Source organism: Alienimonas sp. DA493 (assembly GCF_043951915.1).
Lineage (GTDB): Bacteria > Planctomycetota > Planctomycetia > Planctomycetales > Planctomycetaceae > Alienimonas.
In genome coordinates this window covers 1-7,250 of the sequence record NZ_JBINJD010000212.1, presented here as the reverse complement: position 1 = coordinate 7,250, position 7,250 = coordinate 1, and the positions used below count along the sequence as shown (strand labels likewise).

Below are 7,250 nucleotides of genomic sequence, written 5' to 3'. Positions count from 1 at the left end.
GGCATTCGCAACGGTCCGCACAGCGGACCCTACCCCACCCGCGGGAACTTCAGCGTGAAGCAGGTCCCGCGGCCGACGGCGCTTTCGACGCGGATGCGGCCGCCGTGGGCCTCGAGCACGTCCCGGCAGAGCGGCAACCCCAGCCCGCCGCCGCCGCCGGAGCCGTTGCCCAACCGCTTCGTGCTGTAGAACGGCTCGAAGATCTTCGGCAACGCCTCCCGCGGGATGCCGGCGCCGGTGTCGCGGACGCTGATCTCCGCGGTGCCGTCGGCGACGTTGTCCGTCAGCGTGAAGGTCATCAGCCCGCCCTCCGGCATCGCCTGGCGGCCGTTGAGGATCAGGTTGACCAACACCTGTTGAATCTGCGGCACGCAGACGCTGGCCCGCGGATCGCCGGCGGCGTCGGTCTGCGTGCGGACGCGGTGCGATTGCAGGTCCTTGCCGGTCAGGACGAGCACGTCCTCCAACAGGTCGGCCAGCCGCACCGTGTCCCGCCGCTCCTCGCCGCCGCGGGCGAACGACAGCAGCGATTCGCTGATCTTCGCGGCCCGCTCTCCGGCTTCGAGGATGCGGGTGAAGGCTTTGACGACGTGCGGGTCGTCGGAGCGTTTCAGCCCGATCTTGGCGTAGTTCAGCGTCGTGGTGAGGACGTTGTTGAACTCGTGCGTGACGGAGGCGGACAGCTGCCCGACGGCCGCCAGCCGCTCCGCGTCCCGCAGGCGGGCCTTGAGGGCGTCGTTCTCCGCCCGCAGGGTCGTCGCTGCGTCCGCGAGGGCGTCGGTCGGGGCGGCGGCGGTGGCGAGCGTCGTCATGGGAGCCGGTCCGTCAGCGGGGGGCGAGAGGGTCTCGTCGCTTCTCTTCGGCTCGAACCGCTCCCCGTCACGCAGAGGCCTGGCCAGGCCTCCGCGTTAAGAACGAACTCCCGCGGGCCGCGGGTCCGGGGGAAGGTTTGCGGGCGGCGGGTATGATGCGGCCCCGCCTCCCGTCCCCCGCCCGTCCGCCCGCCCCCGCATGCCGCACTACGTCGGAGCGATCGCCCTAGTCCGCCGCGACGCCCAGGAGCCGAGCGACCGGGAGGTGGACGACCCCGCCCCCCGCAGCGAGTGGCTGTCCGTCTGGAATCCCGCCCAGGGCGTGCTGCGGCTCCCGCAGGCCGAGAAGCTGGAGGGCGAAAGCTACCGCGATGCCTTGGTGCGGGAGGTCGGGTGGGCCGCGGGGCTGGACGGCGGCAAGGACTACCTGCTCAGCCACGCCCCGCGGGCCCACGTGCAGTACGCCGACCAGTGCGAGGGGCCGACGCAAGGGGACGTGACGATCGTGCAGTTCTACCTCTGCGAACTGTTCCGCCACGGCCGGGCGAAGCTGCGGGTTCTCGAAGAACAGGGGAACGGCGCCGTCCGCTGGCTGACCGCCGGCGACCTGGAAGCCGGCGAGGCGGACGGCAAGCCGATCGCCTCCGCCCAGCTCGCCCTGATGAAGCGGGCCGACCTGATCCCCCCGCGCGAGGGCTGACCCGATGACGACCGCAACTCCCCCGCCGGCCCCCGTTCGCCCGCCCAAGGCGAAGCCGCTGTTCCGCTTTCATCCCCACACCTGGACGCTGTGGTTGATGGCGACCCCGCTGCTGATGGGGGTCGCGCTGTTCTTCGACTTCTTCCCCCGCGAGGGCCCGCCGGCCTTCGAGGCGCCGGGACTGACGGGGGACGAGCCGGTGTTCAACCTCGGCTTCCCGCTGGTTACCTCGCTGTACGCCCCGAACGCCGGCTTCCGTCTCGGTCCGCTGGGCTGGCCGGTGTTCCTCACGCAGTTTTTGCTGTACCTCGCCGCGACCGGCGTCGTGTGGGCGTGGCGGCATTCGGTGAAGGAAGAGGACTCGTAACGCGGAGGCCCCGCGGGGCCTCCGCGTGACATCAACATTGTCCGAACCCACGTCGCCCCGCCGGGTCTGCCGTGCCATGAATAACTCCCAGCTCCGCAAGCTCGGCGTCCCGGACTTTTTGATCGCCGAGGCCCTCGCCGGCATCCGCTCCGCAGCGGACGCGAAGGCGCTCCGCGGCTACAAGCTGAAGAAGTACCTGCCGGCCCTGCTGGAGAACCCGGCCGCGCACGCCGACGACCCGCACTTCGGCCTGCTGGCCAAGGGGGTGCTGACGGCGGAGGCCGAGGACCTCGCCCCGGCGCCGGAGCCAATCGGCTACCGCACCTGGGGCGACGACATCGACGCCGAGGCCCACAAGCAGATGCGCGAGGCGTGCGGCCTGCCCAGCGCCCGCGGCGCCGCGCTGATGCCGGACGCCCACGTCGGCTACGGCCTGCCGATCGGCGGGGTGCTGGGGCTGGAGAACGCCGTGGTGCCCTACGCCGTCGGCGTGGACATCGCCTGCCGGATGAAGCTGTCCGTCCTCGACGTGCCGGCCGGTTACCTCGAAGCGGTTCCGGATCGGCTCGAAGATGCTCTCAACAAGGGCACGCGGTTCGGCGTCGGCGCCGCCTACGCCCGCAGCGGTCGGCAGCATCACCCGGTGATGGATCAGGACTGGAACGTCACCCGCATCACCCGGGAGAAGAAGGACAAGGCGTGGGCCCAGCTCGGCAGCAGCGGCTCCGGCAACCACTTCGCGGAGTTCGGCCTGCTGACCCTCACGGAGCGGGACGAGGAACTCGGCCTCGACAAGGGCGAGTACCTCGCGCTGCTTTCGCACTCCGGCTCCCGCGGGGCCGGGGCGGCGGTCTGTTCGACCTACTCCGCCATCGCCCGCAACAAGCTCCCCAAGCGCCAGCAGGAGCGGTTCGGCCGGCTGGCCTGGCTCGACATGGACTCCGAGGAGGGCCAGGAATACTGGGCCGCGATGAACCTGATGGGCGACTACGCCGCCGCGAACCACGCGGTCCTGCACAAGAACGTCATGGACCTGATCGGGGCGAAGGCGATCGCCGGGGTGGAGAACCACCACAATTTCGCCTGGAAGGAGACGCACGACGGGCGCGAGATCTACGTGCACCGCAAGGGCGCGACCCCCGCGGGCGCCGGCGTGCTGGGGGTGATCCCCGGCAGCATGGCGGACCCGGCGTTCGTCGTCCGCGGCAAGGGGAACGCGGAGAGCCTGGACAGCGCCTCCCACGGCGCCGGCCGGCGGATGAGCCGCACCAAGGCGAAGGCGAAATACGCCTTCGGCACGGTGAAGAAGACCTTGGCCCAGCGCGGCGTGCGGGTGATCTCCGCCGGCAGCGACGAGGTCCCCGGCGTCTACAAGAACATCCGCCAGGTGATGGCCGCCCAGACGGACCTGGTGGACGTCGTCGCCCGGTTCGACCCGAAGGTCGTCAAAATGTGCGGCGACGGCAGCCGGGCGGAGGACTGACCGTAGGGTCCGCTCCGCGGACCGTCTTGATCGATCGCCGGCCGCTCGAAACGGTCCGCACAGCGGCCCCTACGACACCGCCGCGATCAACCGGTCCACCTCCGCCTCGCTGGTATACAGGTGCGGGGCGGCCCGGACGCGGTCGTGCCGCACGCGGACGACGATCCCCTCGGCCAGCAGCCGCTTCTCGCAGCCGGCGCTGTCGCCGTCGGGGGGGGTGAAGGCGACGATGCCGCTGCGGCGGTCGTACCGGTGATTGCTGGCGACCGTGCACGCGGCCTCGGTCAGGCCGTCGACGAGGCGGTCGGTGAGGGCGAGCAACCGTTCGCCCCGCCGGGCCGGCGGGATCGGGGCGAGCAGGTCGAGACTCGCCGCGAGCCCGGCGACGCAGGCCGCGGCGTAGGTGCCGCCCTCGTACCGCTCGGCGGCGTCTTTCAGCGTCAGGTCCTTCGAGCCGAACGCCCCCGCGGTCGACACGCTGTTCCAGCCGACCAAGAGCGGCCGCAGGTCGTTCCGGCGGTCTTCCCTCACGTACAGCACGCCAGCGCCCTCCGGGCCGAGCAGCCACTTGTGGCCGTCGGCACAGAGGAAGTCGATCGGCACCTCCCGCACGTCCAACGGCAGCACGCCGAGCCCTTGGATGGCGTCCAGCAGGAAGAACGCCCCGGCATCGTGGGCGATCTGGCAGAGGTCCGCCGGGTCGTTCCGCCAGCCAGTGGCGTAGCCGACCCAACTGGCCGCGACGACCCGGGTGCGGCCGTCGCAGGCGTCGCGGACCTTCGCCGGGTCGAGCCGTTCGTCCAAGGCTTCCACCTCCCGCACCTGGACGCCGCGGCTTTGCAGGTTCCGCCACGGCAGCAGGTTGGAGGGAAACTCGCTGGCCGGGACCACCACGTTGTCGCCCTCCCGCCAGTCGATTCCCTCCGCGACCAGCCCGATGCCCTCGGTCGTGTTGCGGACGACGGCGATCTCTCCCTCGGCGGCGTTCAGCAGTTCGGCGAAGCGGTCGCGGCAGCGTTCTGTCTGCGCCCGCCACTTCGGCCAATGGACGTCGCCGTGGTCTCGGAAGTCCGCGGCGTACTCCGCCATCGCCGCCGCCGCCGGGGCCGGCAGCGGGCCGACGGCGGCGTGATCGAAGTAGGCGTAGCGTTCCGTCACCGGCATCTGGGTGCGGAGGGCGGCGAAGGCGTCGTCAGTCATGCCGGCAGCTTACGGACGGGCGCCGCACTGTCTCCCCTCTCCCCAAAAGGGGGAGAGGGGGGAACGGCGAGGCTCCCGCGTTGCCCCCGCTCCGCTCCGCCCCGATGCTGGCGACATGCCTGCCGACGACGCGCCGTCCCGCGAAGACCTCTGCCTCCAGTACCTCGACGGCCTGCCGTTCGAGCCGTACCCGGTGCAGGAGGAAGCCCTGCTCGCCTACTTCGAGCACGACCCCGGCGTGCTCGTTTGCGCCCCGACCGGCACCGGCAAAACGCTCGTCGCCGAGGCGGCCCTCTACGAGGCCCTGCACACCGGCAAGACGGCCTACTACACCACCCCCCTGATCGCCCTCACTGAGCAGAAATTTCAGGAGGTGCAGGACGCCGCCGAGCGCTGGGGCTTTCCGAGGGACTCGGTCGGCCTCGTCACCGGCAACCGCAGCGTGAACCCGGACGCGACCGTGCTGGTCGTCGTCGCGGAGATCCTCGTCAACCGCCTGCTCGATGGGGAGAAGTTTGACTGGGAGAACGTCTCCGCGGTGGTGATGGACGAGTTCCACTCCTTCGCCGATCCGGAGCGGGGCATCGTCTGGGAGCTGGCCCTTGCCCTGTTGCCGAAGCACGTGCGGCTCATGCTGCTTTCCGCCACGGTGGGCAACGCGGCGGACTTCGTGGAGTGGCTCTCGAAGTCGCACGGCCGCTCGATCCGCCTGGTGCAGGGCACGGAGCGGAAGGTGCCGTTGCAGTTCCACTGGACAGACGACGAACTGCTGCCGGACCTCGCCGAGTCGATGGCCGACAACGACGACCCCGGCTCCGACAACCCGCACCGCCGCACGCCGGCGCTGATCTTCTGCTTCAACCGGGACGAGTGCTGGAGCGTCGCCGAGACGCTGAAGGGTCGGCACCTCATTTCGTCGGAGCTGCGCAAGGAACTCGCCGAGGCGCTGGAGGAGTACGACTTCACCACCGGGGCCGGGCCGAAGCTCAAGCCGATCCTGCTCCGCGGCGTCGGCGTGCACCACGCCGGGGTCCTGCCGAAGTACAAGCGGGCCGTGGAGGAACTGTTCCAGCGGCGATTGCTGTCCGTCGTCGTCTGCACGGAGACGCTCGCTGCGGGGATGAACCTGCCGGCCCGCAGCGTGGTGCTCACGACGCTGCTAAAAGGCCCGCCGGGGAAGAAGAAGGTCGCGGACGCCAGCGGCGCCCACCAGATGTTCGGCCGGGCCGGACGGCCGCAGTACGACGATCAGGGCCACGTCTACGCCTTGGCCCACGAGGACGACGTGAAGATCGCCCGGTGGGACGCCAAGCACGACCTCGCCGCGCTGGAGCGATCCAAGGATCCGAACGTCCTCAAGGCGGCCAAGCGGCTCAAAAAGAAGCGCCCCAGCCGTAACCCGAAGACGCAGTATTGGAACGACGAGCAGTTCCAAAAACTGATCGCCGCCCCGCCCGGCAAGCTGGCCAGCAAGGGTCGGCTGCCCTGGCGGCTGCTGGCCTACCTGCTGAACAAGAACCCGGACGTGGAGGCCGTGCGGGCCTTCGTCCGCAAACGGCTGATGGACGAGGGCCGGGTCGAGGGGCAGCTCAAGGAGCTGGACCGGATGCTCCTCACCCTGCATCACGGCGGGTTCGTGGACCTCGAACCGGAGCCCCCGGCCCGCGAGACGCCCAAGCCCGCCAAGGTTGAGGAGGAGGTCGAACCGGAGCCGGAGCCCGAACCGGAGCCCGCCGGCGGCATGCTGGGCGGGTTGCTCAGCGAGGCGCTGGAGGAGGCCCGCGAGGAGGCGGACGAACCGGCGAAGAAAGACACGCCGCTCGCTAAAGCCCGCCGCAAGGAGGCCGGCGAACCGGAGCCGGACGACGAACCGGCGAAGTACTCCCCCGCCCGGGCCGTGCCGACGGAGCGGGCGGAGCAACTCACCGCCTTCCGCACCGTGAACCCGGTGTTCGGGTCGTGGCTGCTGACGATCCTCGGCAAAGCGGAGCGGGAGGAGTGGCTCCAGATCTTCGAATCAACGCTGGAGTTCCCCGCCAGCACGGCCCGCAGCGTGCGGGTCCCGCAGCCGGAGTTCATGCCCCCCGGCCCGCTCGCCACGGAGTACGTCGATCAGGAACTGATCGACCGCGGCGTGCTCTCCCCCGACGAGCTGTACCCGCCGCCGCTCGAGGAGGACGACAATCGCCTTGCCAACGACTGGGAGCGGAAGTGGGCCCCGGCGTTGGCGGAGAAGGTCGATCTGCTGTTCCGGCACGAGTTCCCGCACGTGGACGACCAGCGGATTCGGGCCGTCTGGTGCGCCGGCGATCTGCTGAACCACGGGGCGAACTTCGACGACTACGTCACCGCCCGCGGCCTGCAAAAGCAGGAGGGCTGCGTGTTCCGCCACTGCCTGCGGCTCGTGCTGCTCTGCGGCGAGTTCGCCCGCCTCACCCCGGACGGCCTCGACCCGAGCGCCTGGCGGGCCGAGCTGAAGGACGTCGCCCGGCAACTGACCCTCGCCTGCCGGGCCGTGGACCCGCAGACGACGGAGACGGAACTGGAAACCCTCACCCACGGCGGCGCAGAGGGCGACGACGACTTCGGGCTGGGGTTGTTTGAGTAGGCGAACCAGTTCGTGAGCCCGGAGCGCAAGCTCCGGCCGGGAGGCGTCCGCCCGGAGCAGCGTTCCCGCAATCGGAGCGT

Annotated in this window: 6 protein-coding genes; 4 read left to right on the top strand and 2 right to left on the bottom strand. The window is 70.6% G+C overall.

What is annotated here, in order from left to right:
- Positions 1-29: 29 nt before the first annotated feature.
- The gene (locus tag ACG2DA_RS20755; protein ID WP_395258346.1) at positions 30-812 is read right to left on the bottom strand and encodes a sensor histidine kinase; all 783 of its coding nucleotides are present in this window, start codon (positions 810-812) and stop codon (positions 30-32) included.
- Positions 813-1,011: 199 nt separating this feature from the next.
- Between ACG2DA_RS20755 and ACG2DA_RS20750 the strand changes: the two genes are divergently transcribed.
- The 3 genes from ACG2DA_RS20750 (at position 1,012) to ACG2DA_RS20740 (ending at position 3,362) form a co-directional block, all read left to right on the top strand.
- Positions 1,012-1,512: a hypothetical protein gene (locus ACG2DA_RS20750; RefSeq protein ID WP_395258345.1), complete on the top strand. Its 501-nt coding sequence runs from the start codon at positions 1,012-1,014 to the stop codon at positions 1,510-1,512.
- 4 nt (positions 1,513-1,516) lie between these two features.
- Complete coding sequence (locus ACG2DA_RS20745) at positions 1,517-1,879, top strand: hypothetical protein (protein ID WP_395258343.1); 363 nt, start codon at positions 1,517-1,519, stop codon at positions 1,877-1,879.
- A 76-nt stretch (positions 1,880-1,955) separates the two neighbouring features.
- The gene (locus ACG2DA_RS20740) at positions 1,956-3,362 is read left to right on the top strand and encodes an RtcB family protein (RefSeq protein ID WP_395258342.1); all 1,407 of its coding nucleotides are present in this window, start codon (positions 1,956-1,958) and stop codon (positions 3,360-3,362) included.
- A gap of 69 nt (positions 3,363-3,431) precedes the next feature.
- Here the strand turns inward: ACG2DA_RS20740 and ACG2DA_RS20735 are convergent, their stop codons facing one another.
- Entirely contained in the window at positions 3,432-4,562 is a 1,131-nt protein-coding gene (locus tag ACG2DA_RS20735; protein WP_395258340.1) for an aminotransferase class V-fold PLP-dependent enzyme, read from the bottom strand.
- 115 nt (positions 4,563-4,677) lie between these two features.
- On the opposite strand from ACG2DA_RS20735, the gene ACG2DA_RS20730 reads away from it, so the two are divergent.
- Entirely contained in the window at positions 4,678-7,170 is a 2,493-nt protein-coding gene (locus ACG2DA_RS20730; RefSeq protein WP_395258339.1) for a DEAD/DEAH box helicase, read from the top strand.
- The last annotated feature ends 80 nt before the right edge of the window (positions 7,171-7,250 follow it).